This is a genomic window from Streptomyces plumbidurans (genome assembly GCF_019857225.1).
Taxonomy (GTDB): domain Bacteria; phylum Actinomycetota; class Actinomycetes; order Streptomycetales; family Streptomycetaceae; genus Streptomyces; species Streptomyces plumbidurans.
In genome coordinates this window covers 1-23,180 of the sequence record NZ_JAFJSY010000044.1, presented here as the reverse complement: position 1 = coordinate 23,180, position 23,180 = coordinate 1, and the positions used below count along the sequence as shown (strand labels likewise).

21 protein-coding genes are annotated in these 23,180 nt (G+C 71.4%); 10 read left to right on the top strand and 11 right to left on the bottom strand.

The genetic code is table 11. The annotated features are described in order from the left end of the window. Positions 1-100 precede the first annotated feature (100 nt). On the top strand, positions 101-1,609 hold the full coding sequence (locus JYK17_RS26055; RefSeq protein ID WP_222811297.1) for a CehA/McbA family metallohydrolase: 1,509 nt from the start codon (positions 101-103) through the stop codon (positions 1,607-1,609). On the opposite strand, the gene JYK17_RS26050 is transcribed toward JYK17_RS26055, so the two are convergent. Further along, positions 1,606-2,433 (bottom strand): endonuclease/exonuclease/phosphatase family protein, encoded by an 828-nt coding sequence (locus tag JYK17_RS26050; RefSeq protein WP_222811296.1) that lies wholly within the window; start codon positions 2,431-2,433, stop codon positions 1,606-1,608. The genes JYK17_RS26055 and JYK17_RS26050 overlap by 4 nt on opposite strands. A gap of 108 nt (positions 2,434-2,541) precedes the next feature. Between JYK17_RS26050 and JYK17_RS26045 the strand changes: the two genes are divergently transcribed. Beyond that, positions 2,542-2,934 (top strand): nitroreductase/quinone reductase family protein, encoded by a 393-nt coding sequence (locus JYK17_RS26045; protein ID WP_108008557.1) that lies wholly within the window; start codon positions 2,542-2,544, stop codon positions 2,932-2,934. A 62-nt stretch (positions 2,935-2,996) separates the two neighbouring features. Here JYK17_RS26045 and JYK17_RS26040 read toward each other — a convergent pair whose 3' ends face one another. The 6 genes from JYK17_RS26040 to JYK17_RS26015 all read right to left on the bottom strand — a co-directional run bounded on the left by JYK17_RS26040 (position 2,997) and on the right by JYK17_RS26015 (position 10,765). Next, on the bottom strand, positions 2,997-4,457 hold the full coding sequence (locus tag JYK17_RS26040) for an aldehyde dehydrogenase family protein (RefSeq protein ID WP_222811295.1): 1,461 nt from the start codon (positions 4,455-4,457) through the stop codon (positions 2,997-2,999). A gap of 295 nt (positions 4,458-4,752) precedes the next feature. Further along, positions 4,753-6,483 (bottom strand): N-acyl-D-amino-acid deacylase family protein, encoded by a 1,731-nt coding sequence (locus JYK17_RS26035; protein WP_222811294.1) that lies wholly within the window; start codon positions 6,481-6,483, stop codon positions 4,753-4,755. Between the two features lie 96 nt (positions 6,484-6,579). Continuing rightward, positions 6,580-7,698: an LLM class flavin-dependent oxidoreductase gene (locus tag JYK17_RS26030; RefSeq protein WP_108008563.1), complete on the bottom strand. Its 1,119-nt coding sequence runs from the start codon at positions 7,696-7,698 to the stop codon at positions 6,580-6,582. Between the two features lie 118 nt (positions 7,699-7,816). Next, positions 7,817-8,587, bottom strand: a complete 771-nt coding sequence (locus JYK17_RS26025) for an SDR family NAD(P)-dependent oxidoreductase (protein ID WP_222811293.1) — start codon at positions 8,585-8,587, stop codon at positions 7,817-7,819. A 10-nt stretch (positions 8,588-8,597) separates the two neighbouring features. Further along, positions 8,598-9,500 (bottom strand): LLM class F420-dependent oxidoreductase, encoded by a 903-nt coding sequence (locus JYK17_RS26020; protein ID WP_108009151.1) that lies wholly within the window; start codon positions 9,498-9,500, stop codon positions 8,598-8,600. 20 nt (positions 9,501-9,520) lie between these two features. Further along, positions 9,521-10,765 (bottom strand): amidohydrolase family protein, encoded by a 1,245-nt coding sequence (locus tag JYK17_RS26015; protein WP_222811292.1) that lies wholly within the window; start codon positions 10,763-10,765, stop codon positions 9,521-9,523. A gap of 213 nt (positions 10,766-10,978) precedes the next feature. Between JYK17_RS26015 and afsR the strand changes: the two genes are divergently transcribed. Then, positions 10,979-13,933, top strand: coding sequence for an SARP-family global regulator AfsR (afsR, locus tag JYK17_RS26010; protein WP_222811291.1), 2,955 nt, complete (start codon positions 10,979-10,981; stop codon positions 13,931-13,933). A 222-nt stretch (positions 13,934-14,155) separates the two neighbouring features. Further along, positions 14,156-14,338, top strand: a complete 183-nt coding sequence (locus tag JYK17_RS26005) for a hypothetical protein (protein WP_108008571.1) — start codon at positions 14,156-14,158, stop codon at positions 14,336-14,338. Positions 14,339-14,413: 75 nt separating this feature from the next. Here the strand turns inward: JYK17_RS26005 and JYK17_RS26000 are convergent, their stop codons facing one another. After that, complete coding sequence (locus JYK17_RS26000) at positions 14,414-14,857, bottom strand: ATP-binding protein (RefSeq protein WP_108008573.1); 444 nt, start codon at positions 14,855-14,857, stop codon at positions 14,414-14,416. A gap of 126 nt (positions 14,858-14,983) precedes the next feature. On the opposite strand from JYK17_RS26000, the gene JYK17_RS25995 reads away from it, so the two are divergent. The 3 genes from JYK17_RS25995 to JYK17_RS25985 all read left to right on the top strand — a co-directional run bounded on the left by JYK17_RS25995 (position 14,984) and on the right by JYK17_RS25985 (position 17,010). After that, positions 14,984-15,835, top strand: coding sequence for a helix-turn-helix domain-containing protein (locus JYK17_RS25995; RefSeq protein WP_108008575.1), 852 nt, complete (start codon positions 14,984-14,986; stop codon positions 15,833-15,835). After that, the gene (locus tag JYK17_RS25990) at positions 15,816-16,016 is read left to right on the top strand and encodes a DUF397 domain-containing protein (RefSeq protein ID WP_108008577.1); all 201 of its coding nucleotides are present in this window, start codon (positions 15,816-15,818) and stop codon (positions 16,014-16,016) included. Before JYK17_RS25995 ends, JYK17_RS25990 begins: the two co-directional genes overlap by 20 nt. Positions 16,017-16,086: 70 nt before the next feature. Beyond that, on the top strand, positions 16,087-17,010 hold the full coding sequence (locus tag JYK17_RS25985; RefSeq protein ID WP_108008579.1) for a hypothetical protein: 924 nt from the start codon (positions 16,087-16,089) through the stop codon (positions 17,008-17,010). Positions 17,011-17,115: 105 nt separating this feature from the next. On the opposite strand, the gene JYK17_RS25980 is transcribed toward JYK17_RS25985, so the two are convergent. Continuing rightward, a complete protein-coding gene (locus JYK17_RS25980) occupies positions 17,116-18,678 on the bottom strand; it encodes a FadD3 family acyl-CoA ligase (protein WP_234548064.1) in 1,563 nt (520 codons plus the stop codon). Between the two features lie 95 nt (positions 18,679-18,773). On the opposite strand from JYK17_RS25980, the gene JYK17_RS25975 reads away from it, so the two are divergent. The 3 genes from JYK17_RS25975 to JYK17_RS25965 are packed head-to-tail and all read left to right on the top strand — an operon-like array spanning position 18,774 to position 21,127. After that, the gene (locus tag JYK17_RS25975; protein WP_206660169.1) at positions 18,774-19,931 is read left to right on the top strand and encodes a lipid-transfer protein; all 1,158 of its coding nucleotides are present in this window, start codon (positions 18,774-18,776) and stop codon (positions 19,929-19,931) included. Between the two features lie 6 nt (positions 19,932-19,937). Continuing rightward, complete coding sequence (locus JYK17_RS25970; protein WP_108008581.1) at positions 19,938-20,354, top strand: Zn-ribbon domain-containing OB-fold protein; 417 nt, start codon at positions 19,938-19,940, stop codon at positions 20,352-20,354. Continuing rightward, the gene (locus JYK17_RS25965) at positions 20,351-21,127 is read left to right on the top strand and encodes an enoyl-CoA hydratase/isomerase family protein (protein ID WP_108008583.1); all 777 of its coding nucleotides are present in this window, start codon (positions 20,351-20,353) and stop codon (positions 21,125-21,127) included. Before JYK17_RS25970 ends, JYK17_RS25965 begins: the two co-directional genes overlap by 4 nt. 9 nt (positions 21,128-21,136) lie before the next feature. Here JYK17_RS25965 and JYK17_RS25960 read toward each other — a convergent pair whose 3' ends face one another. Continuing rightward, positions 21,137-21,682 (bottom strand): LEA type 2 family protein, encoded by a 546-nt coding sequence (locus JYK17_RS25960; RefSeq protein WP_128802217.1) that lies wholly within the window; start codon positions 21,680-21,682, stop codon positions 21,137-21,139. A 132-nt stretch (positions 21,683-21,814) separates the two neighbouring features. Next, positions 21,815-23,180, bottom strand: a 1,366-nt coding sequence (locus JYK17_RS25955) for an outer membrane protein assembly factor BamB family protein (protein ID WP_222811290.1), incomplete at its 5' end; no start/stop codon positions are given.

Below are 23,180 nucleotides of genomic sequence, written 5' to 3'. Positions count from 1 at the left end.
GAATCCCTGGCGTCGCACCCATGTACATGCCATATCGTCGTCGAGCCCCGATTCCCTCTCCTTTCCGGCACGTTCACACCCGGACCCGAAGGTGGCTCGCATGTGTGAGGACGCCCATGGCATCGGACGACGCGCTCTGTTCGTGACGGGCGCGGCCGCCGCGCTTACGTTGGGAAGCGTGAGTTTCGCGGCGGCCGACGGCCAGGACCAGCAGACCAGGACGATTCGCGGCACCCTGCCCACCGGTTCGCCGGACTACGTGTACGTACCCGTCGAAGTCCCCTCCGGCGTACGGGAGATCAAGGTCGCCTACACCTACGACAAACCGTCCGTACCGGCCGGCACCCAGGGCAACGCCCTCGACATCGGCATCTTCGACGAGCGCGGCACCGATCTCGGCGGCCGTGGCTTTCGGGGCTGGTCGGGCGGCGCGCGCTCGGAGTTCTTCATCCGCGCGGACGACGCCTCGCCGGGCTATGTGCCCGGGCCGGTGCGGGAGGGCACCTGGCATGTGGCGCTGGGGCCGTACACGGTCGCTCCGCAGGGGCTGTCGTACGAGCTCACGATCACGCTGACGTACGGGGAGCCCGGCAGGACGCCGGCGCCCGTCTACCCGCCGGAGCGGGCGAGGGGGCGGGGGCGCGCCTGGTACCGCGGCGACTGCCATCTGCACTCCTGGTACTCCGACGGGCGCCGCACCCCGGCGGAGATCGCCGCGCTCGCCCGAACCGCCGGGCTGGACTTCATCAACTCCTCGGACCACAACACGCATTCGGCCCATCCGCACTGGGCCACCGAGGCGGGCGACGACCTGATGATCATGCTGGGCGAGGAGATCACCACCCGCAACGGCCATGTCGTCGCGCTCGGCACCGAGCCCGGCACCTTCGTCGACTGGCGCTACCGGGCCCGCGACAACCGCTGGGCGAAGTACGCCCGCCAGATCCGCCGGGCCGGCGGCCTGGTCGTCCCCGCCCATCCGCACGCCACCTGCATCGGCTGCGGCTGGAAGTTCGGGTTCGGCGAGGCGGACGCGGTCGAGGTGTGGAACGGGCCGTACACGCCCGACGACGAGGTGACGCTCGCGGAATGGGACAATCTGCTGGTCGCGACCGTGCGCGAGGGGCGCGAGGAGTGGCTGCCGGCCATGGGCAACAGCGACGCCCACCGGGACCCGGACGCGGTCGGGCTGCCGCAGACCGTCGTGCTCGCCGATGACCTCACCCGCGAGGCCATCCAGGACGGCATCCGCGCGGGCCGCTCCTACGTCGCCGAGTCCCAGCACGTCTCGCTCACCTTCACCGCGACCGGCGGGAGGGGCCGGCACGCGGGCATCGGCGAACGCCTGGAGGTCACCCCCGACACCCCCGTCACAATCCACGTGGAAGCCACCGGCGCCCCCCGCTGCACCATCCGCCTCGTCACCGACCAGGGCGTCCTGCTCACCTCCGACCCCCTGCCCGTCACCGGCTCGGGCACGCTGGAGTGGCAGACGACTCCGGCGTACGCGGCTTACGTACGGGCGGAGTTGAGACACGAGACGGCGGCGGGACCGCTGCCGGGGGCACTGGCGGCGTTCACGAATCCGATCTTTTTGGGGCGGCGCTAAAACGGGCCGGCGGTGAGGTCCGCGACCACTGCTGCGTGGTCCGAGGGCCAGACCCCGTCGATCGGGCCGTCGCCCGCTCGTTGGGCGTGTTCCACCGTGCCGATGCCGTCGGGGCCGGCCGGGCCGCCGATGTGGATGTAGTCCATGCGGAGGCTGGGGCCGAGGCCCGGGTGCACGTAGGGGTTGGTGATGTCCCAGGTGACCGACGGGGCGGCCGGGTCGGCGTAGTCCCAGGCGTCGAAGAAGACCTGGCCGGGGACGACGGGGGCGGTGCGCAGCCCGCCGAAGAGGCGGATCTCGTCGGAGTCCGGCCAGGCGTTGAAGTCGCCGGTGACGATCGGCGGGAAGTCCGTGCCCACACGGTGCTCGGCGACGAACTCCGCGAGTGCGATGACCTGGGTGCGGCGTACGGCGGAGGCGTGCAGCGGGGAGGCCAGGTGGACCGTGAAGAAGGGCACCGGGTGGCCGGGGGTGTCCAGGCGGGCGTAGAGGGCGAGGCGGCCGTCGTCGAGTTCCTCGGGGGCGGGTAGCCGCAGCACCTCGCGCTCCAGGACCGGCCAGCGGCTCAGCACCGCGTTGCCGATCTCCACGCCCGGCTCGCCGATCCGCCGCTGCCAGCGCTCGGAGGCGGGCGAGGCGGCCCAGGTCCAGTGCAGTCCGAGCTCGCCGGCCAGCCACTCGGCGAGGTTCTCGCCGTCGGCGGACCACACCTCCTGCAGCCCCACGACGTCCGGCCGCAGTTCCTCCAGCACCGCGAGGACGGCCTTCTGCCGCTCGGCCCACGGGCCGAAACGCCACCACAGATTCCAGGTCACCACGCGCATGGCCACCGTCCTTCGCACAGGAACGTTCGAGGTTCCGCCTGCCGTCCGATCCCCCGTAGGGGACATTGAAAGGCATCGACGCCCCCGCGACACAGGAGAACCCCGAACATGCCCCGCCACTCGGAGACCAAGTACCGCGTCGTCACGACGTTCCAGCGCCGCCTGAACGCACTCGTACGCCGCCTGCCGGGTCACACCCTGCTGGAGACGACCGGCCGCACCTCGGGCCTGCCCCGCCGCACACCGGTCGGCGGGCGCCGGATCGGCGACGCGTTCTGGCTGGTCTCCGAGTTCGGCGAGCGCTCCCAGTACATCCGCAACATCAAGGCCGACCCACGCGTACGCATCCGCCTCCACGGCCACTGGCACACCGGCACCGCCCACCTCCTTCCGACCGACGACCCGGTCGCCCGCCTGCGCACCCTGCCCCGCATGAACAGCATGGCGGTACGGACGATGGGGGCGTCACTGCTGACGGTGCGGGTGGATCTGGAGGAGTGAGGCCGGGCGAGGACGGGCGGGGTCAACGACACCCGAGCCCCGTCCCGCGCACCCCACCCCATTCACCCCGGCCAGACGATCGCCTGCACCTCGCTGTACGCGTGCAGGGCGTACGACCCCACGTCCCGGCCCACCCCGCTCTTCTTGAATCCGCCGAAGGGGGCCTCCATGTTGCGGCCCACGGTGTTGACGCCGACGCCGCCGGCTCGTAGTCGGCGGGCCACGCGGAAGGCGCGGGCGACGTCGCCGGACCAGACGTAGTCGATGAGGCCGTAGTCGCTGTCGTTCGCGAGGGCGATGCCTTCGTCCTCGTCGTCGAAGGGGACGACCACGACGACGGGCCCGAAGATCTCCTCGCGGGCCACGCGCATCTCGTTGGTGCAGTCGGCCAGCAGGGTCGGGGCGACATAGAACCCGCGCTCGTGCGGCGGGCGTTCGCCGCCCGTCACCACCACCGCGCCCTCCTTGCGGCCCAGTTCGACGTACGACTCCACCCGCTCGCGGTGCGCCGCGGAGATCACCGGGCCGACCACGGTGTCCTTCTGTCGTGGATCGCCTACCTTCAACCGGCCTGCGTAGGAAGCCAGTTGTTCCACCAGCCGGTCGTAGACCCCCCGCTGCGCCAGCACCCGCGTCGGGGCCGTGCAGATCTGGCCGCTGTAGAAGGAGAAGGTGGTGCCGATGCCCGCCACCGCCGACGCGAGGTCCGCGTCGTCGAGGACGAGTGCCGCGCCCTTGCCGCCCAGCTCCATCAACTGGCGCTTCATGTCACGGCCGCACGCCTCCGCGATGCGCTGCCCGACCGCCGTGGAGCCGGTGAAGCTCACCATGTCTACGTCGGACGACGACACGGCGGCCGCGCCGACCTCGGCCGACTGCCCGCAGACCACGTTCACCACGCCCGGCGGCGCGCCCGCCGCCTCCAGGGCCTCCGCCATCCGGAACACCGACAGCGGGTCCTGCGGGGCCGGCTTCACGACCACGGTGTTGCCCATGGCGAGCGCGGGGGCGATCTTGCCCGCCGGATTGGCCCACGGGTTGTTGTACGAGGTGATGCAGGTGACGACGCCGACCGGCTGGCGCACCACCAGCGCGCCCATCACGCCCGCCCTGCCCATCGGCCCCGCCTCGTTGATCTGCGGCGCGATCGCCCACTCGGCGGGCTCCACGCGGGCGTAGCGCCGGAAGCGGGCCATGCCCACCCCGACCTGCATCGCCCGTGCCGTCCCGGTCGTGGCGCCGGTCTCCGCCTGCGCCAGCTCGGCGTACGACCCGAAGTGGCTGCCGATGATGTCCGCCGCCCGGCCGAGCACCGCCGCCCGCTCCTCGGGCGAGGTCCTCGACCACGGCCCGAAGGCCGCGCGGGCCGCGGCACACGCCGCGTGCACCTGGTCCCGGGAGGCCTCCGGGGCCCATCCGACGGTCTCCTCGGTCGCCGGGTCGACCACGGCGTAATGCCCGCCGTCCGGCTCGACCCACGCTCCGTCCACGAACAGCCGCTGGCCATCGGCCACTTGACTCACCCGTCACTCACCGCCCCCGCGCCCGGATTCCACCACAGCCCCGGCACGCTGCAGCGAACGACGCCCGCCCACGCCACGGCCCCGATCACCCGGCCCGAACCACGAGCCGCACCCCGCGAACAGCCGAGCCCACCGCCGGCTCCCCTCACCGAGTACTCACCGCCCTGGTGTCCCGCCCCCACCACAGCCCCGGCACACTGCAGCCCACCACGCCCGCCCACGCCACGACCCCGGTCGCCCGGCCCGAACCACGAGCCGCACCCCCGCGAACAGCCGCGCCCACCGCCCGCTCCCCTCACCGAGTACTCACCGTCCTGGTGTCCCGCCCCGACCGCAGCACCCTGCCCGGTACGGCACCGCTCACCACGTCGTCCCGGATCGCCTCGGTGCCGTTGACCCACACGGCCCGCACCCCGATCGCCTTGGCGTCCAGCCGCGGACTGTCACCCGGCAGGTCGTGCACCAGGGTGGCCTGGCCCGCGTCGATCCGCTCCGGGTCGAAGAGCACCAGGTCCGCATGGAAGCCCTCCTGGATGCGGCCGCGCTCGCGCAGCCCGAACAGCCGCGCCGGGTCGTCGGTGAGCATCTTCACCGCCTGCTCAAGACCGACCAGCTTCCGGCGGCGCAGACAGTCGCCGAGGAACCGCGTCGTGTACGGCGCCCCGCACATACGGTCCAGATGCGCGCCCGCGTCGGACCCGCCAAGCAGCACGTCCTCGTGCTGCCAGGTCTCCGCGCGCAGCGCCCAGGACGCCGGGTCGTTGTCGGTGGGCATCGGCCACAGGACCGTACGCAGATCGTCGGCGGCGCAGATCTCGACCAGGCAGTGGAAGGGGTCCTGGCCGCGCTCCTGTGCTATGTCACGTACCACCCGCCCGGTCAGCCCGGCGTTCGCCTCGCTGTAGGTGTCGCCGATGACGTACCGCCCGAAGTCGGCGAGCCGCCGGAAGACGCCCGCCTCCTTCGACTCGGCGCGCCGCAGCATCTCGGCCCGTACGCCGGCGTCCCGCAGCTTCGCGATGCGCTCCGGGACCGGCAGCCCGAGGATCGGGCCCCAGCCGGGTATCAGGTTCAGCGCGCAGAAGGTGCCCAGCGACATGTTCATCGGGGTGAGGATCGGCATGGTCAGCGCGACGACCCGGCCGCCGGCCTTGCGCGCCCGCTCGCTCGCGGACATCTGCCGGGGCACCCGCTCGGGGACGGCCGCGTCGATGGTCAGCACGTTCCAGTTCAGGGGCCGTCCGGCCGCGGCGCTCATCTCCACGAACAGGTCGATCTCCGCGTCACTGAACTGGTCCAGGCAGCCCGCGACGATGGCCTCGATCTGCGTCCCCTCGTGCTCACCGACCGCCCGCGACAGCGCGAGCAGCTCCGCGGGTTTCGCGTGCCGCGAGGCCACGGGCTGTCCGTCGCCGTCCGCATGGCTGGAGGACTGGGTGGTGGAGAACCCCCAGGCACCGGCGTCCATTGCTTCGTGCAACAGCCGTACGATCTCGGCGAGTTGCTCCTCACTGGGCTGCCCGCCGACCGCGTCGGGCCCCATCACGTACCGCCGCAGCGCGCAGTGCCCCACCATGAACCCGGCGTTGACGGCGATCCGCCCTTCGAGGGCATTCAGATACTCCCCGAACGAGTTCCAGCTCCACGGCGCCCCCTCCTCCAGCGCCACCAGCGACATCCCCTCCACCCTGGACATCATCCGCCGCGTGTAGTCGGCGTCCTGGGGGCGTGCCGGATTCAAGGGCGCAAGCGTGAAACCGCAGTTGCCCGCGGCGACGGTCGTCACTCCGTGGTTCAGGGAGGGGGTGGCATACGGATCCCAGAACAACTGGGCGTCGTAGTGCGTGTGCGGATCGACGAACCCGGGGGCGAGGACCAGACCGGAAGCGTCCTCGGAACTGCGCGCCTCCTCGGCGACAGCCCCGACGACGGCGATCCGCCCGTCCCGTATCCCGACGTCGGCGACAAACGCGGGCGCCCCGGTCCCGTCAACAACCGTCGCCCCTTTGATGACGTGATCAAGCATGAACCTGGCCTCCTCAAGCACCGTTTGCGCAGGAGCTTTCAGGGGCGCGGGGAACTGCGCGACCAGCCACAACACACCCGCACCCGCCAACGGAGATCACACAGCAGCCCGGAACCGCGAGGTCCGGTGCACAGGATCCGTATCGATCTTCGGAATCACGTGCTCCCCGATCAACCGGATCGTCTGCAACGTCTCCTCCTTGGGCACCCCCACCGGCAACCCGAAACTCAGCTGATCCGCCCCGGCCTGCTCCCACCGCTTGCACTGCCGCGTCACCTCATCGGGATCGCCGCAGATCAGCAGCTCCTCCTCGATGAGCAGCTCCACGAACTCCGCGTTGTACTCGGGCAGCGTCTCCGGCCACACAGGGAACCCCTCGGGCCGCGGGAAGGTGTCGTGGTACCGGAACACCAACGACGGCAGATAGTGCAGCCCACCCCCCACCGCGATCTCGATCGCCTCCGCGTGCGTCGGCGCGCAGATCGCCGTCGTGGTCACCATGACGTTGTCGTTGACGAAGTCGCCGATGGGCTCGGCGTTCACGATGGCCGTCTTGTACTGCTCCAGCACCCACTCCATGTCGGAGACCTTCTGGATGCTGAACCCGAGGACCCCGAGGCCCTTCTTCGCGGCCATCGCGTACGAGGGCGGCGACCCGGCGGCATACCACATCGCCGGGTGCGACTTCCCGTACGGCTTCGGCAGGACCTTGCGCGGCGGCAGCTGCCAGTGCTTGCCCTGGAAGCCGGCGTACTCGTCCTGGAGCCACATCTTGGGAAACTCGGCGATCGTCTCCTCCCAGATCTCCTTGGTGTAGTTCATGTCGGTCACGCCCGGTATGAACCCGAGGATCTCGTGCGAGCCGGCCCCACGTCCGCTGCCGAACTCGAAGCGGTTGCCGGTGAGGTGGTCGAGCATGGCGACCTTCTCGGCCACCTTCACCGGGTGGTTGACCTGGGCCAGCGGGTTGAAGATCCCGGAGCCGAGGTGGATGCGGTCCGTGGCGTGCGCCAGGTAGCCGAGGAAGACGTCGTTGGCGGAGAGGTGGGAGTACTCCTCCAGGAAGTGGTGCTCGGACGCCCAGGCGTACTTGAAGCCGGACTTGTCCGCCTGGATGACGTACTCGGTCTCCTCCATCAGCGCCTTGTGCTCGGCGAGCGGATCGGTCTCGGCGCGCTTGCCCACGTATCCCTGTACAAAGAGCCCGAATTCCAAGGCGGGTCACCATCCCTACGTTCCTGACGCACCGTCAGATTCTCTGCCGCCGAACTGTTGCACCGCCCGCATGCACCGTCAATAGCTGACGGCCTGTCAGATGACGGTCGAATGCCGGTCAGATGACCGAGACCCCCGCCAGCCAGCCCCCGTCGATTACGAACGGCTGCCCGGTGATGTAGGAGGAGTCGTCGCCGGTGAGGAAGAGGGCGAGGCGGGCCACCTCCTCCGGGCGGCCGATCCGGCCGAGCGGGACGAGCTTGCGGTACAGCTCGTCCAGCGCCCGGCTCATCTCCGCCGCGTCCGCCGCCGGGTCCAGCTGGGCCGGGTTGGACATCGCGGTGTCGATGGCGCCTGGGCACATCGCGTTGACCCGGATGCGCCGGTCGGCGAGCTCCAGGGCGGCGACGCGGGTCAGGCCGAGGATGGCGTGCTTGGTGGCGGCGTAGGAGCCCACGGCGGCCATGCCGGTCACGGCCGTGTAGGAGGCGGTGTTGACGATCGTGCCGCCGTCCTCCATCACGGGCGCCACCGACTTGATGCCGAGGAAGCAGCCGACCTGGTTGACCTGCACGACCTGCATGAACTCGTCCAGCGGCGTGTCGAGCAGGGAGTTGAAGCGCAGGATGCCCGCGTTGTTGACCAGGCCGTCGATGCGGCCGCAGGCGTCCTTGACAGTGCTCACCGCCGACTGCCACTGGTCCTCCCGGCGCACGTCCAGGTGGACGTAGCGGGCGCCCAGCTCCTCGGCGAGCGCTGCGCCCTGCTCGTCCAGGACGTCGGCGATCACGACCTCGGCGCCCTCCGCTCTGAAGAGACGGGCCTCCTGCTCGCCCTGTCCGCGCGCCGCCCCGGTGACGAGCACGACGCGTCCGTCCAGCTTGCCCATGCCGTACTCCTCACAGGTGGGGCGCCACGTCGGCGCCGAACGCGGCGATCTGGTCGGTGAGTTCGCTGCGGGCGCGGCTGCGGAACCGCACCTGGATCTGGTCCACGCCCATCGCGCGGTACGCCCGCAGGGACTCGGCGAGCCGCTCCGGGGAGCCGGTCAGGGTGCGGCGTCCGACGTCCCAGGCGGGCTCGCCGACGTACAGGGGCTCGGTGATGGCCCCGACGGTGATCGGCTCCTCGACGCCCGCCTCCGCGCGCAGCCGTCTGAGCTTGGCGATCTGGGCGGGCAGCCGGTCGCGCGGGTCGCCCTGGGGCAGCCAGCCGTCCGCCTTGAGCGCGGCCCGGCGCACGGCGGCGGGCGAGGAGCCGCCGACCCACAGCGGGACCTTCTCCTGGGCCGGCCTCGGTCGCTGGCCGAGCCCCTCGAAGTCGTAGAGCTTGCCGTGGTGTTCGGGGAACTCCTGCGGGCCGAGGGCGGCGCGCAGGGCGTCGATGCACTCGTCGAGCACGGCCCCGCGCCGCTCGAAGTCGGCGCCCACCACCTCGAACTCCTCCCGGACGTGCCCGGCGCCCACGCCCAGGATCAGCCGCCCCGAGCTGAGGTGGTCGACCGTCGCGTACTGCTTGGCGGTGATCAGCGGATGCCGCAGCCCGACCACGGCGACATGGCTGAGCAGCCGCACCCGCTCGGTGACCCCCGCGAGGAAGCCGAGGGTGGCCACGGGGTCGTACCAGACGGTGCTCATGGCGGAGGCGAGGCGGCGCGGGACAGCGACGTGGTCGCAGCTCGCCACGTAGTCGAACCCGGCGCGCTCGGCGGCGCGGGCGATCTCCACCAGATCGGCGGGCCCGGCCCGGTCCTCCCAGCCTTCGGCGTAGATGGTGCTCTGGGACTGCACGGGCAGCTGCATCCCGTACACGAGGCCCGCGCTCACCGAGCCGCGCTCCACAACCCGTCCTCGGTGAGCCCGAGCAGGTCGATGGCGTTGCCCCGCACGATCCGCTCCACCACGTCCGGTGCCAGATGGCCCATCTGCGCCTCGCCGACCTCGCGGGACTTGGGCCAGGTGGAGTCGGAGTGGGGGTAGTCGGTCTCGTAGAGGACGTTGGACAGGCCGATGGCGTCGAGGTTCCTCAGCCCGAAGGCGTCGTCGAAGAAGCAGCCGTAGACGTGCTCGGCGAACAGCTCGGACGGCGGACGGTGCACCTTGTCGGCGACCCCGCCCCAGCCGCGGTTCTCCTCCCAGACGACGTCGGCGCGCTCCAGGATGTAGGGGATCCAGCCGATCTGGCCCTCGGCGTACATCACCCTCAGGTCGGGGAACTGCTCGAACTTGCCGCTCATCAGCCAGTCGACCATGGAGAAGCAGCAGTTGGCGAAGGTGATGGTCGAACCGACCGCGGGCGGCGCGTCCTTGGAGGTCGAGGGCATACGGCTGCTGGAGCCGATGTGCATGGCGACGACCGTGCCGGTCTCGGCGCAGGCGGCGAGGAAGGGGTCCCAGTCGTCGCCGTGGATGGAGGGCAAACCCAGGTAGGGCGGTATCTCGGAGAAGGCGACCGCGCGGACCCCGCGGGCCGCGTTGCGCCGCACCTCCGCGGCGGCGAGCTCCGGGTCCCACAGGGGGATGAGCGTGAGCGGTATCAGCCGGCCCTGCGCGTCGGGGCCGCACCACTCCTCCACCATCCAGTCGTTGTACGCCTGCACGCACAGCAGCCCGAGTTCGTGGTCCTTGGCCTCGGTGAAGGTCTGGCCGCAGAAGCGCGGGAAGGTCGGGAAGCAGACGGCGGACTGGACGTGGTTGACGTCCATGTCGGCGAGGCGCTGCGGCACGTCGAAGGAGCCGGGCCGCATCTGCTCGTAGGTGATGATCTCCAGCTTGATGTCGTCCCTGCTGTAGCCGACCGCCGTGTCCAGGCGGGTCAGCGGCCGGTGCAGGTCCTCGTAGACCCACCAGTCGCCGAGGGGGCCGTCGTCGCCGGGCCCGCCCATGACCGGCCTGAACCGCCCGCCCAGGAAGGTCATTTCCTTCAGCGGCGCGCGGACGATGCGCGGCCCGGTGTCCTGGTACTTCTTCGGCAGCCGGCTGCTCCAGACGTCCGCGGGCTCAACGGTGTGGTCGTCGACGGAGATGATCAGGGGAAATGTGGCCTGGTTGCTGGGTTGGGTGTCCATGGCGGCCACGGTAGCGCTGATCTGACGGTCCGTCAGCTATGCGGTTGCGGGGATCTTGTTGCTCGGGTCTGTCCGGAAGTGTGCGAAGACCGGGTGAGGACCCTGTGATATCCAGCGCGTCTGTCTGTGAGCGCGCTCTCCACAGCTGACGCATCAGCCATGGACAAGGCAGACTGACGGAGTTGCTCGACGGCTGGTCTAAGGGGAACGGCGATGGACGGTGTACCGCGAGTGCCGGAGCAGAGGCGGGCCGGCTCCGCGGCGGAGCCTGCCGCGCTGAGCTTCACCGTGCTCGGTCCGGTACGGGCCCGGCGCGGCGAGGAGGCGGTCAGCACCGGCTCCCCGCAGCAACGGGCCCTGCTCGCCGCCCTGTTGCTGCGCGAGGGCCGCACCGCGACCGCGGCCGAACTGATCGACGCCGTATGGGGCGAGGAACCGCCCTCGCAGGCGCTGGCCGCGCTGCGCACGTACGCCTCCCGGCTGCGCAAGGTGCTGGACCCCGGGGTCCTGGTGAGCGAGTCGGGCGGTTACGCGGTGCGCGGACTGCGCGAGGACGCCCTCGACCTGGTGGCCGCGCAGGAGCTGGCGGCCGCGGCGGACAAGGCGCGGGGCGCGGGCGATCTGCACCGGGCGCGCGAGGCGCTCGGCCGGGCGCTCGCCCTGTGGGACGGCGAGGCGCTGGCCGGGGTGCCGGGTCCCTACGCCGAGGCGCAGCGGGTGCGGCTGGAGGAGTGGCGGCTGCAACTCCTCGAATCCCGCCTGGACATGGACCTGGAGCAGGGCTGCCACGCGGAGGCCGTCTCGGAACTGACCGCGCTGACCGCGGCGCACCCCCTGCGCGAGCGGCTGCGCGAGCTGCTGATGCTGGCGCTCTACCGCAGCGGCCGCCAGGCCGAGGCGCTCGCGGTGTACACGGACACCCGGCAACTGCTCGCCGACGAGCTGGGAGTGGACCCGAGACCGGGCCTGCGCGAGCTGCAGCAGCGGATCCTGGAGGCGGACCCGCACCTCGCTGAGCCGTCCTCGCCCGCGGCCGAACCCGCCCCCGCGCCGGTACGGCCCGCCCAACTCCCGGCCACCGTCCCGGACTTCACGGGCCGCTCGTCCATCGTGGCCGAGCTGAGCGAGGTGCTGGCCTCGGCCAAGGGCCGGGTGATGGCCGTATCGGCGGTGGCGGGCATCGGCGGCGTGGGCAAGACGACGCTCGCCGTGCACGTCGCCCACCAGGCGCGGACCGCGTTCCCGGACGGACAGCTGTACGTCGATCTGCAGGGCGCCGGGGCCAGTTCGGCCGAGCCCGAGACGGTGCTGGGGTCCTTCCTGCGGGCGCTCGGCACCGCCGACTCGGCGATCCCGGCCTCCCTGGAGGAGCGCGCCGCGCTGTACCGCTCCGTCCTCGACGGGCGCCGGGTGCTGGTGCTGCTGGACAACGCGCGGGACGCGGCGCAGATCCGTCCGCTGCTGCCCGGCACGGAGGGCTGCGCGGCCCTGGTGACGTCTCGGGTACGGATGGTCGACCTGGCCGGTGCGCACCTCGTCGACCTGGACGTGATGTCCCCCGACGAGGCGCTGCTGCTGTTCACCAGGATCGTGGGCGAGGAGCGGGTGGCCTCGGAGCGCGAGGCGGCACTCGACGTCGTGGCGGCCTGCGGTTTCCTGCCGCTGGCCATCCGGATCGCGGCCTCCCGGCTCGCGGCCCGGCGCACCTGGACGGTCTCCGTGCTCGCCGCGAAACTGGCCGACGAACGGCGCCGCCTGGACGAGCTGCAGGCCGGCGACCTGGCGGTCAAGGCGACCTTCGAACTGGGCTACGGCGCCCTGGACTCGGCCCAGGCGCGCGCGTTCCGCCTGCTGGGCCTCGCGGACGGCCCGGACCTCTCCGTGGCGGCGGCAGCGGCCGTACTCGACCTGCCGCTGGAGGAGACCGAGGACCTGCTGGAGTCCCTCGTCGACACCTCGTTGCTGGAGTCGGCAGCGCCCGGCCGCTACCGCTACCACGATCTGGTCCGGCTCTACGCGCGTGCGTGCGCCGAGCGCGACGAGTGGCCGCCGAGCGAACGCGACGCGGCGATGTCCCGCCTGCTGGACTTCTATCTGGCCACGGCGGCCCGGGTGTACGCGATGGAGCGGCCCGGCGACCGCCTGGTCGACCACCTGGAGCCGACCGCCCACCCCGGCCTCGGCTTCGCGGACCGGCACGAGGCGCAGGACTGGCTGTACGCGGAGGCGGTCTGCCTGCTCGCCTGCGTCGCGCAGTCCGCGGCCCGCCCCGAGACCCTCGCCCGCGCCATCGACCTGCTGTGGGCCGCGCACGACCTGTCCGAGTCGGGGGCCAACTCCAAGGGGTACGAGGCGACCGCGAAGGCCCTGCTGGAGTCGGCCCGGCGGCACGGCGACGCACGGGCCGAGGCGCGCGCCCTGACCACCCTGGTCAACGTCCACCACGTCAGCGGCCGGTTCGAGCAGGCCGGCCAGGAGGCCGAGCGCGCCACGCTCCTCGCGCGGCAGGCGGGCGACCTGCTGCCGGTGTGCTGGGCGAGCAACGCCCTCGGCATCATCGCGCTCTACCAGAACCGCCACCAGGACGGCGAGGAGCACCTCTCCCAGGCCATCGAGCACTTCCGCACCCTCGCGGACCGGCCCGGTGAGGCCAGCGCCCTGTGCAACCTCTCCCGCATCCACCTCGCCACCGGGCGCACGGCGAGCGCGGTCGCCCTGGCCCAGGAGGGCATCGACATCTACGACGCCATGGGCAACACCATGCGCGGCGCCAACGCCCGCTACGCGCTCGGCCTGGCCCTCACCCATAGCGGCGAACTGGACTCCGCGGCCGAGCGGTTGCACGAGGCGCTCGAGGTGTTCCGGGACAGCCGTCAGCGCCTGTGGGAGGGCATGAGCCTGTTCCGGCTGGCCGAGGTGGACCTCGCCGCCCGGCGTCCCGCGCAGGCCGCGGCGGGCGCCGAGATGGCGCTGACGGTGCTGCGCGGCATCGGCGGAGCATGGCGGCGGGGCAACGTCCTGACCGTCCTCGGCCGCGCCCTCGGCGGCATCGGCCAGACCGGCCGGGCCCAGGTCTGCTGGCAGGAAGCCATGAGCATCTACGAGGAGTTGGGCTCCCCCGAGGCCGAGGAGGTCCGGGCCCTGCTGACGCCCGCGCGGGCGGCCTGAGCGCATGCGCCGGGGCCGTTCATCATTCGTTTATCGGCCTGCGCCATGCTGGACCCAGTCGATCCGTCGCGTCGGGGGGCAGACGGGTCACTGCTGAGAGGCCGCATCCGCACATCGGGGGTGGGCGGCCTCGAAGGGCCCGTCCGGCCATCCTCGGGGGAGTGACCGGGCGGGCCCCGCCGATCCATTCATGTGATCCGTACCAAAGGGGAGTTGACCACCATGAGCGACACGATCGAGCCGGACGACCTGCACGCCACGGGCACCACGGACGGCAAGGTGACGACCGACGACCTGCACGCCACGGACCAGCCCGTGACGACCGACGACCTGCACGCCACCGACGAGCCGCTGGAGACGAAGGACCTGCACGCCACCTCGGAGCCGTTCAAGCCGGCCAAGTAGGCCCACCGACACGGGGATCGACCGCGGCGGCGCGGAGGGGAGCCGCCGCGGTCGTGGTGTGCGCCGGCGCCGGTCTCACTCCCCCCTCTCCAGTTCGCACCACACCGTCTTGCCCGCCGCCTCCGGCTCCACGCCCCAGCGCAGCGCCACCGCGTCGAGCAGCACGAGTCCGCGACCGGATTCGTCGTCGTCCGCGACCCGCATGAGCACGGGGAGTGCGCGAGGGTCAGGATCACAGACCTCGACACGAGTACACCCGTCCGCACGGGCCACTCGAACGCGTACGGGCGTCCCCTCCCCCACGTGCCGGATGACGTTCCCGACGAGTTCCGTGACACAGAGCTGCACGTCGGCGCACGGAACACCCAGGTACTGACGCACCGTGCGGCGCAACTCCGGGACAGCGTCGGGGAAAGCGAGGAGGTCGAGCTGGAGATGGGGCGCCCTGGGAGGTTCCGCCGCCTTGAGGGTGCTGTCGTAGACGGTGGGGCTGCTGGTGGGGGTTTGGTGTGGGGGCATGGTCGCGCGTCCCTTTCTTCACTTCTTCGCGCTCTGTGATGAATCGGTCACAGATTGACGCGAAGCGGCGTACCGTAAAAGGGTTTTCGGCTACGCAGAGCAACTGGCAAACGGTGGTGGTGTGTTGTGCCCCCTCGCAAGGACCCCGACGCGTCGGCGAACGTCCCCTCCTTCTACGGTGCCGAGTTGCGCTACAAGAGGGAACTGGCCGGCCTCACGCTCGAACAACTGGCGGAGGGAAGCTTCCGCGGCGTTCCGTTCCTGAGCCAGATCGAACGGGGCGAGCGGCGGATGCCGATCGACCTCGCCCGGCACGTCGACCAGGTGCTGGGCACGGACGGCTTTTTCGAGCGCCGCTGTGAAGACGCCCGCAGGGCACGGCAGTCGGGGCACGCGGAGTACTTCGCGGACGTGGCGGAGATGGAGCAGCACGCGGAGTCGATTGAGGAGTGGGCGCCGTCGCTGGTGCCCGGCCTGCTCCAGACGAAGGCGTACGCCACGGCAGTCGTGCGCACGTCCCTGCCCTGGCTGCGGCCCGAGACGGTAGAGAAGCAGGTGCGCGCCCGCATGGAACGCGCCAAGCTCTGGCAGCGTGAGGACCAGCCGGCGTTCTGGGCGATCCTCCACGAGGCGCTGATCGACAGGCCGCTGCTGCCGCCGGAGCAGGCGGCCGCGCAGCTGGAGCACATCGCGCACGTGATCCGGTCCACGCAGAGCGTTCTGCAGATCGTTCCGGAAACGACGGCAGCCCACCCGATGATGATGGGCATGATCAAGGTCATGACGTTCACGGACCAGCCGCCCGTGGTGTACACGGAGGGTCTCCACAGCGGCCAGCTCATCGACTATCCGGCCCTCGTGAAGGACTACCGCAGGTCGTACGATCTGCTCAGGGCCACGGCGCTGTCCCCCGAGGCGTCCCTGGCCATGATCGATCAAGCGGCTAAGGACTTTCGAAATGGCAGACACCGAGCGTGACTTGAGTTCCGCGCTGTGGCGCAAGAGCAGCTACAGCAACGGAAGCGGCGGCGACTGCGTCGAAGTCGCCACCGGCCTCCCCGGCATCGTCCCCGTCCGCGACTCGAAGAACGCCCAGGACGGCCCCGTACTCCTGTTCCCGGCCGGGGCCTGGGCCGCCTTCCTGGCGGAGTTCAACTGAGCCGAGGTTATCGACAGCGTTATCCACAGCCCCAGGCACCTTCCGCGCTCCCCTCCGCCACAGTGGACCCGTGGAACGCACGGAGTTGAGGTCGCTGGTCGAGGGGGGCGTGCTGCTCACCTCGCGGGCCCTGGCGGCAGGCTGGAACCGGGCCTCCCTCTCCCGAAGGCTGAAGCTGGAGGAGTGGACCCGGATTCGGCGTGGCGCCTGGGCCGAGCCCGGGAGGGATGTCGATCTGGTCGTAGGACTGAGAGCCACCCAACTCCTCAATCCGCGGCTCGTCGTGAGCCACCGCTCGGCTGCCCGCCTGTGGCAGATCGAGCTGCCGTACGCCGCAGCCGCGGACCCCCTCGACTTCACAGACCCCGAACTGATTCTCCGGCAGAGCCTGGACGGCCTCCGCGTGCATCGCGTCCCCCTCGGCCAGGCAGAGGTGACCGAACGGTGGGGGCTGAAGGTGACCGACGTCCCCCGTACCCTCGCCGATCTGCTCCGGGCCGGTCCGCGGGACGACGCCCTCGTCGCCGTGGAGTCGGCCCTTGGTTACCGCAGGGTGGGCGAGCGGCGCCGCGCCCCGCTGATCACCCCGGCCGCCCTCGCCGTCGCCCTTGAGCCCCCGCTCCTCGGTGCCACCAGAGCCCGGAACTGGCATCAGCTCGTCGACCGCGGCTCCGGTTCACCGGCCGAGACCATCGCCCGCCTGCGGATACTCGACGCCGGACTGCGCCCGGAGACCCAGGCCGAGGTACGCACTCCCGACGGCCGCCGCCGCTATCTCGACTTCCTCTTCCGCGCAGAAGGCCTGGCCGTCGAGATCGAGGGCTACGCCTACCACGGCACCCGTGACTCGCACCGCCGCGACATCGCCCGCTTCAACGAGATCCTCCAATGCCCCGAGATCCAAGACCTCCGCCGCTTCACAGCAGAAGACGTCTTCCACCACCCGGCCGCGATGCTCACCACCATCCGCTCCGCACTCTCCCGGAGCCGTTGAGCCAGGGATTGGAGTGAATGTCCCGCGAAGCGCCCTGAATGGCCGGGTTTGGGGTCGCTGTTGTGAGATCTTCGCGCCAATCACCGCCTCGACGCGACCCGCCGCCTAGCGCCCCCGCAGCTCCCCCTTCACCACCTTCCCGCTCGCGTTACGCGGCAGCTGTGCCAGGAACTCCACCTCGCGGGGCACCTTGTAGTTGGCCATCTCCCGGCGGGCCCAGGCGATCAGGTCGTCGCCGGTGAGCACCGCGTCCGGGCGTCGCACCACGTAGGCCCGGCCGACCTCGCCGAGCCGTGCGTCGGGTACGCCGACGACCGCGACGTCCGCCACCGCGGGGTGCAGGCCGAGCAGTTGCTCTATCTCCGCCGGGTAGGCGTTGAAGCCGCCGACGATGAACATGTCCTTGATGCGGTCGGTGATCCGCAGATTGCCGGCCTCGTCGAGCACGCCCACGTCCCCGGTGCGCAGCCAGCCGTCCTCCGTCAGGGTCTGTGCGGTGGCCGCCGCGTCCTCGTAGTAGCCCCGCATGACGTTGAAGCCACGCACCAGGACCTCGCCGGGCCTGCCGGGCGGTGCCTCCACCCGCACCTCGGTGCCGGGGATGGCGCGCCCGGACGTGGAAGCGATGACCGCCGGGGCGTCGCCGCGGCGGCACATCGTGACGATGCCGCTGGCCTCCGAGAGGCCGTAGGCCGTCAGGACCGTCTCCACGCCCAGCTCGCCACGCAGCCGCTCGACCAGTTGCAGGGGCACCACCGCGGCGCCCGTCACCACCAGCCGCAGCGCCGAGAGGTCGTGGGTGTCGCGGGCGGGGTGGTCGAGGAGGGACTGGTGCAGGGTGGGCGGTCCCGGCAGCACCGACACCCGCTCCGAGGCGATGTTCGCCAGCACCGTGTCGATGTCGAAGACCGGCTGGGGGATCATCGTCGCGCCGCGCATCAGACAGGCCAGCACCCCGGCCTTGTAGCCGAAGGTGTGGAAAAAGGGGTTCACGACCAGATAGCGGTCGCCGCGCCTGAGCCCGGCGAGGTCGCACCAGATCTCGTACGCCCGCAGCGTCTGCGCGTGCGTGATCACCGCGCCCTTGGGGCGGCCCGTCGTGCCGGAGGTGAAGACGATGTCCGACGGCAGCGATCCGTCCACCGCCGCCTCGCGCGAGCGCACCTCCGCCCCGCTCACCCCGTCGCCGGCCGCGAGGAAGTCCTTCCAGGTGCGGTACTCGGCGGGCGCGTCGTCCGACAGCACCACCACCTGCTCGAGCGCGGGCAGCCCCGGCCCCTTGGCGATCTCGCGCCGCAGGGAGGCGACGTACGACGTGCCGAGGAAGGTGCCCGTCACGAACAGCAGCCGCGCCCCGCTGCGGCGCAGTACGTCGGCCGCCTCGCCGCCCTTGAAGCGGGTGTTCAGCGGCACCAGCACCGCTCCGGCCGAGACCGCGCCGAGGGCCGCCACGATCCAGTCGAGCGAGTTCGGGGCCCAGATGGCGACCCGGTCGCCCGGCGCGACGCCGTTCGCCATGCAGGCCGCCGCCGAGCGTTCGACGCGGGCGCCGAGTTCGGCGTACGAGATCCTTGTGCGCCCGTCCACCACCGCCTCGACGTCCGCGTACCGTTCGGCCGCGGATCGGACGAGTCCCGGAACGCTGCCCCACTCCAAGTCACCGCGCACCACGGCCTCCAGACTTACTAGCTGACTACCCGTCAGATTAGCTGTAGCCTGACGCCCTGTCAGCAGCCGCTTCAGCATGCGGAGGTGCGCGCAGCATGACGTCAGGCATCGGCCTCAAGGACGCCACCGCGATCGTCGGTATCGGGCAGACAGCGTTCGCCAAACAGCTTCCGGACGACGAGAAGACGCTCGCCTGCCGCGCCGTCCTCGCGGCCCTCGACGACGCCGGCATCGCCCCCGGCGAGGTGGACGCCCTCGCCAGCTACACCATGGAGGACACCGACGAGGTGGAGCTGGCCAAGGCCGTCGGCTTCGGCGACCTCACCCACTTCTCCAAGGTCGGCTACGGAGGCGGCGGTTCGTGCGCCACCGTCGCGCATCTGGCCGCCGCCATCGCCACCGGACAGGCGACGGTGGGCGTCGCCTGGCGCTCGCGCAAACGCGGCAGCGGGCCCCGGCCCTGGAGCAACACCACCGTTCAACTGCCCACACCCGCCCAGTGGACCCGGCCCTACGGCCTGCTGCGCCCGGTCGACGAGATCGCCATGCTCACCCGCCGCTACATGCACGAGTTCGGCGCCACCCGCGACCACCTCTTCAACGTCGCCCTCGCCTGCCGCAACCGCGCCAACCAGAACCCCGCCGCGATCATGTACGAGCGCCCGCTGACCCGCGAGATGTACATGACCTCGCGCTGGATCAGCGAACCGCTGTGCCTGTTCGACAACTGCCTGGAGACGGACGGCGCGCTGGCCTGCGTGGTCGTCTCCGCGGAACGCGCCCGCGACTGCCGCCGCACCCCCGTCTACGTCCACTCCGCCGCCCAGGGCCTGCCCGCCCAGCACCACGGCATGGTCAACTACTGGAACGACGACCCGCTCACCGGCCCCGCCTGGACCGCCGCCCGCCATCTTTGGAAGCACGCCGACCTCACCCCGCAGGACGTCGATGTCGCCCAGATCTACGACGCGTTCACCGCACTCATACCGCTCTCCCTGGAGGGCTACGGCTTCTGCGGCCGGGGCGAGGGCGGCGCGTTCACCGAGCAGGGCGCCCTGGAGATCGGCGGACGGCTGCCGGTGAACACCGGGGGCGGCGGGCTCAGCGAGGCCTACGTGCACGGGTTCAACCTCATCACCGAAGGGGTCAAGCAGCTGCGCGGCACCAGCACCGCGCAGGTCCCCGGCGCCGCCACCTGCCTCGTCACCGCCGGCGAGGGCGTCCCCACCTCCGCCCTGCTCCTGAGGAGTTGATTTACGGTGCTCTCCCCCGTCACCGACGCCGACGGCGCCCCCTTCTGGGAGTACGCGCGCCGGGGCGAACTCCGCGTCCAGGCGTGCGCCTCCTGCGGCGAGCCGCGCTTCCCGCCCCGCCCCTGCTGCCCCCACTGCCAGTCCTTCGCGAGCGAGTGGCGCAGGGTCTCGGGCCACGGCCGCATCTGGTCCTACGTCGTCCCGCACCCGCCCCTGCTGCCCGACTACGCCGAGCAGGCGCCGTACAACGTCGTCGTCGTGGAACTCGCCGAGGCCCCCCGCATCCGCCTGGTCGGCAATCTGGTCGCCGAGGCCGGGGCCCGCCTCGGCTCCGTGCCGCCCGAGCGCATCCGGATCGGCGCCAGGGTGCAGGTCGTGTTCACCGAGGGCGGTCTGCCGCAGTGGGTCCTGGAGCGCTCATGACCACCGCCGTGCGCCTGGACACCGACAAGGACACCGGTGTCGCGGTCGTCACCCTCGACCGGCCCGGCCGCCTCAACGCCATCGACCTCACCATGCGGGATCAACTGCGGCAGATTTGGCGTGAGTTGAGGTTCGATGACTCGGTGCGGTCCGTCGTGCTGACCGGCGCGGGCGAGAAGGCCTTCAGCACCGGCCTCGACCGGGACGCCGTCGTACCGCAGCCCGGCTCCCCCTACATGAGCGACGATCCACTGCTGAGGATCGGGCCGAAGTCCAACGACCTCTTCAAACCCGTGATCGCCGCCGTACGGGGCATGGCCTGCGGAGGCGCGTTCTATCTGCTCGGCGAGAGCGACTTCCTCGTCGCCGACACCACCGCCGCCTTCTTCGACCCGCACACCACCTACGGCATGGTCAGCGCCTACGAGTCCGTCCTGATGACCCAGCGCATGCCCTACGGCGAGGTCGCGCGGATGATGCTCATGGGCACCGCCGAGCGGATCTCCGCAAGGCGCGCACACGACATCGGCCTCGTCTCCGAACTCACCGCGCCGGGCGAGGCGTTGGCGGCGGCGACCGCCTGCGCCGCCGTGCTCGCCGGGCTCCCGGCCGAAGGTGTGCAGGGAACCGTGCGGGCGCTGTGGGCCGCGAAGGAGCAGGCGATCGCCGCCGGGTTCGCCCAGGCGCCGCACCTGATCGCGCTGGGCAATCTGCCGCACGAACGGCAGGCGGGACTGTTCACCGCCCGCCGTCCGGGATTCAGGACCCGGTGACCGGATCGGTCACCAGTGGTAGGACGCGACCGGATCCAGGTCGCAGTGGTCCACCTGAGGCGCTGCCTCCTCGGCGTTGTCCACCGGGATCCGTACGGTCTTCGTGCCGTTCGCCGGCACCGTGAACTCCTTGATGGTGCCGTTGACCGTCATGTTGTCCGCGTCCTCGAAGGTGATGTGGACGTCGAAGCCGCTCTTGACGGCGTTCGGGTTGGTGATCTCGACGGTCGCGTACGGGTGCTTCACCGTCGCGCAGCTCACCAGCCGTGCCGTGCCGTCCTCGTGGCCGGAGGGGGAGCTGGACGTGGAGACGGACGTGCCGCCGGAGCCGCTGCCGCCGTAGGAGTCGTCGTAGTCGTCATCGTCGTAGTACCTGTTGTGGCTGCTGTACGACGAGCTGTCGTGGTCCTGCGAGGAGCTGCTGCAGCCGCCCCCGCTGTCCCCGTAGTGTCCGTGGCTCCTGCTGTGGTGGCTGTGACCGGTGAAGCCCGTCAGAGACAGGACCACGAAACCCAGTACGGCCGTGAACTTGAGACTGCGCCCCCGTGAATGCATGCCGTGACCTTATCGATCACCTGTCACGATCAGGTCACCGCGTGGCATCCGTCGCGTACCCGGCGTAGCGTCGGCCCTGGACGGCCGCCGTCCGGCCCTTCCGTGAACCTGTACGACGGCCGTCCCAACTTCCTACGTGGTCCGGGCCGTGCCCGTGCCCTTCTCAGCGTCCAGCGCGTACACGCACCGGTCCTTGCTGCACGCGTACACGACGCCGTCGCGCACCACCGGCGATCCGGTGATCTCGCCGCCGGTCGCGAGCTTCCAGCGCAGCCGCCCGTCGTCGGCCTTCAGCGTGTAGAGCAGATGGTCGGTCGAGCCGAAGTGGATACGGCCGTCCGCCACCGCCGGGGCGCCCACGATGTCGCCGCCCGCCTGGAAGCGCCACTTGGGCGTGCCGGTGACCGCGTCCAGGGTGTAGAGCCCCTTGCCGCTGCCCACGTGCACATGCCCGGCCGCCACCAGCACCGGCTCGATCGAGGCCCGGGACTCGGTGGCGATGCGCCAGCGGTCGCGGCCGTCGGCGGCGTCGAGGGCGTAGACCGTGCCGAGGTAGTCGGCCAGATAGATGCCGCCGCCGGTCACCGCGGGGCCCGGCGCGAAGGTGGGTGCGCTGAGGAAGACAGCGGGCGCCTCGAAGTGCCACTTCACATGGCCGCTCGCCACGTCGATCGCCAGCACCCGGCTGCCCGCGCAGATGTAGGCGTAGCCGTCGGGCGCGTGGGTCACCCGCAGCGGCACTCCGCCGCAGGAGGCGGCGTCGCCGATCGGGTAGGACCAGCGCTCCTCGCCGGTGCGGGCGTCCAGGGCGCGCAGCCGGGCGTCCTGCCAGACGTACACCGTGCCCTCGTGGACCGCGGGTCCGGCCTCCGGCGACTCGAAGTCGGTCTGGGCGCCGGTGAGCTCCCACAGCTTCTGGCCGCCCGAGGCCTCCCAGGCCTGGACGCCTCCGCCGCGGGTGCCGGTGACGACGGTGCCGCGGTCGGCGTGCAGCGAGTACACCCAGGCGTCGGTGGACAGCCGCCACAGGTCCGCCCCCTCGCGGCAGTCCAGGGCGAACAGCGTGGGCCCGTCGGAGGCGTGGATACGGCCGTCCGCGATCGCCATCGACCAGGCCACGTCCCGCGTCTTGAAGCGGCGCCGGCCGGTGGCCACGTCCAGGGCGTGGACCTCGAAGGAGGTGACGTAGACGAGGTCGCCGGCGACCGAGGGGGTGCCCCACACGTCGTTGGACATGCGGAAGCGCCAGGGGCGCCAGCCCGAGGCGGCCTCCGGAGGGGAGGCGGGCAGTACGACGGGGTCGGCGCCGTTGACGCCGGGGCGCGGCTTGGACCACGAGCCGGCGAGGGCGGCCTCGGGCGGCGGGGCCTTCACCGCGGCCGCCCGTACGTCGGAGACGCGCGGTCCGGGCCCGATGGGCACCTGGGCGCCGGCCAGCCGGACGGGGCCGGTGTCGGGGGCGCCCACGGCGGCCGGGACCACGGGGTCGTGCGAGGGC

Excerpts from the sequence above, each read along its gene's own strand:
- JYK17_RS26055 (WP_222811297.1), top strand. The coding sequence starts at position 101 with ATGTGTGAGGACGCCCATGGCATCGGACGACGCGCTCTGTTCGTGACG.
- JYK17_RS26050 (WP_222811296.1), bottom strand. The coding sequence starts at position 2,433 with ATGCGCGTGGTGACCTGGAATCTGTGGTGGCGTTTCGGCCCGTGGGCC.
- JYK17_RS26045 (WP_108008557.1), top strand. The coding sequence starts at position 2,542 with ATGCCCCGCCACTCGGAGACCAAGTACCGCGTCGTCACGACGTTCCAG.
- JYK17_RS26035 (WP_222811294.1), bottom strand. The coding sequence starts at position 6,483 with ATGCTTGATCACGTCATCAAAGGGGCGACGGTTGTTGACGGGACCGGG.
- JYK17_RS26025 (WP_222811293.1), bottom strand. The coding sequence starts at position 8,587 with ATGGGCAAGCTGGACGGACGCGTCGTGCTCGTCACCGGGGCGGCGCGC.
- JYK17_RS26020 (WP_108009151.1), bottom strand. The coding sequence starts at position 9,500 with ATGCAGCTGCCCGTGCAGTCCCAGAGCACCATCTACGCCGAAGGCTGG.
- JYK17_RS26015 (WP_222811292.1), bottom strand. The coding sequence starts at position 10,765 with ATGGACACCCAACCCAGCAACCAGGCCACATTTCCCCTGATCATCTCC.
- afsR (WP_222811291.1), top strand. The coding sequence starts at position 10,979 with ATGGACGGTGTACCGCGAGTGCCGGAGCAGAGGCGGGCCGGCTCCGCG.
- JYK17_RS26005 (WP_108008571.1), top strand. The coding sequence starts at position 14,156 with ATGAGCGACACGATCGAGCCGGACGACCTGCACGCCACGGGCACCACG.
- JYK17_RS26000 (WP_108008573.1), bottom strand. The coding sequence starts at position 14,857 with ATGCCCCCACACCAAACCCCCACCAGCAGCCCCACCGTCTACGACAGC.
- JYK17_RS25990 (WP_108008577.1), top strand. The coding sequence starts at position 15,816 with ATGGCAGACACCGAGCGTGACTTGAGTTCCGCGCTGTGGCGCAAGAGC.
- JYK17_RS25975 (WP_206660169.1), top strand. The coding sequence starts at position 18,774 with ATGACGTCAGGCATCGGCCTCAAGGACGCCACCGCGATCGTCGGTATC.
- JYK17_RS25965 (WP_108008583.1), top strand. The coding sequence starts at position 20,351 with ATGACCACCGCCGTGCGCCTGGACACCGACAAGGACACCGGTGTCGCG.
- JYK17_RS25960 (WP_128802217.1), bottom strand. The coding sequence starts at position 21,682 with ATGCATTCACGGGGGCGCAGTCTCAAGTTCACGGCCGTACTGGGTTTC.